The sequence below is a fragment of the Actinocorallia libanotica genome, assembly GCF_039525175.1.
Classification (GTDB): domain Bacteria; phylum Actinomycetota; class Actinomycetes; order Streptosporangiales; family Streptosporangiaceae; genus Actinocorallia; species Actinocorallia libanotica.
Map to the genome: position 1 here is coordinate 1 of NZ_BAAAHH010000104.1, position 1,144 is coordinate 1,144.

3 protein-coding genes are annotated in these 1,144 nt (G+C 72.8%); all 3 read right to left on the bottom strand.

Features of this window, described 5'->3' with window-relative positions:
* Window positions 1-19: 19 nt before the first annotated feature.
* Complete coding sequence (locus ABD140_RS39825) at window positions 20-307, bottom strand: hypothetical protein (RefSeq protein WP_344248249.1); 288 nt, start codon at window positions 305-307, stop codon at window positions 20-22.
* Window positions 304-831: a hypothetical protein gene (locus ABD140_RS39830; RefSeq protein WP_344248251.1), complete on the bottom strand. Its 528-nt coding sequence runs from the start codon at window positions 829-831 to the stop codon at window positions 304-306. The genes ABD140_RS39825 and ABD140_RS39830 overlap by 4 nt, the downstream gene beginning before the upstream one ends.
* The coding region (locus tag ABD140_RS39835) for a hypothetical protein (RefSeq protein WP_344248253.1) at window positions 828-1,144 on the bottom strand (317 nt) is incomplete at its 5' end. The genes ABD140_RS39830 and ABD140_RS39835, both read right to left, overlap by 4 nt.

Consider the following 1,144-nt stretch of genomic DNA (forward strand, 5'->3'; position numbering starts at 1 on the left):
TTTTCGATCTTGTTCGGGATCAGGTCCCGGCCAGCGTTCGGTTCCCCGCGTCGCTGACCACCACCAGGTCCGGGCGTGATCCGTCGGCGGGGTGCACGACCTCCACCAGGCCCTTCTCGTGGAGGCTGACCGTCACGCCGTACCAGGCGATCTGGCGTTCCACCCACGCGTCGTGTTCGGGGTGCCCTTCGCGGATGTCGCCGGCGGGGTTCAGCTCGGGGAAGAGCGAGGACATCGCCACCGGCTCGGGAGAACGGCTGATGAGGGCGAGCAGGGCGCGCTCGTCATCAGTGGCTTGCTGCTTCATGAGCCTTCTTTCTGCTGTTGGTCGATGAGCTTCTGCAGGGCCTCCAGCTGCCGGGCCCGCTCGGCCTCCAGCTGCTGCTCGGTCTTCGGTGCGGGGCGCTGGGCGGGCACAACGCGACGGACCGACGGGCGGTCCAGCGGGCGGGCCTGGGCGGCCAGGCCCGCCAGGGCGGCGTTGCGGGCGTCGTTCTGGGCGGCCAGGCCAGCGCCGTAGCGGGCGGCGCCGTGGCCGTCCAGACGTGCGGTCTCCTCGGGAGTGGGCGTCCACGCCATCGGGTTGGCCTCCTCCTCCTGGACGGGCACGCGCCGGGCCGGGACCCAGGAGCGGTTGCGCTCGTACAGGCGGGTGAACTGCTTGGGCACCGACTGACGCGGCTGCAGCTGGGGGCGCTGCTCGCGCAGCCACTGGATGTAGGCCGCGGGGTTGTCGGCCATCTCGGGCGGCGGGGCGACGGTCTCGCGGGTGAGGGCGCGGGCGTTGCGCTCCAGGGCCGCGGCGACGGTGGGGTCGGGGTGGTAGCTCATGCGGACGCTCCGAGCGTGGCGTGGACGCGGGCGAGTTGGTCGGGGTCGATCTCCTCGGGGACGGCCCCAGGATCGACGGTGAAGGCGTCGCACCCGGCGGTGCAGTACGCGCCATCGGCGATCCGGGCGCGGCCGCAGTGGTCGCAATGACGGCCCGGGGCGTTGCCCATCAGCGCGGCCCGTACGGCCCGCAGTGCGGGGATGTGGTCGCCGTCGATGGTGCGGGCGGCAGCGACGTCGTTCGCCGCGCCGATGATGGCGCCACGCGACCAGCCCTCACCCAGCATCCGGTCGATCCGCACGCCCATCTCCC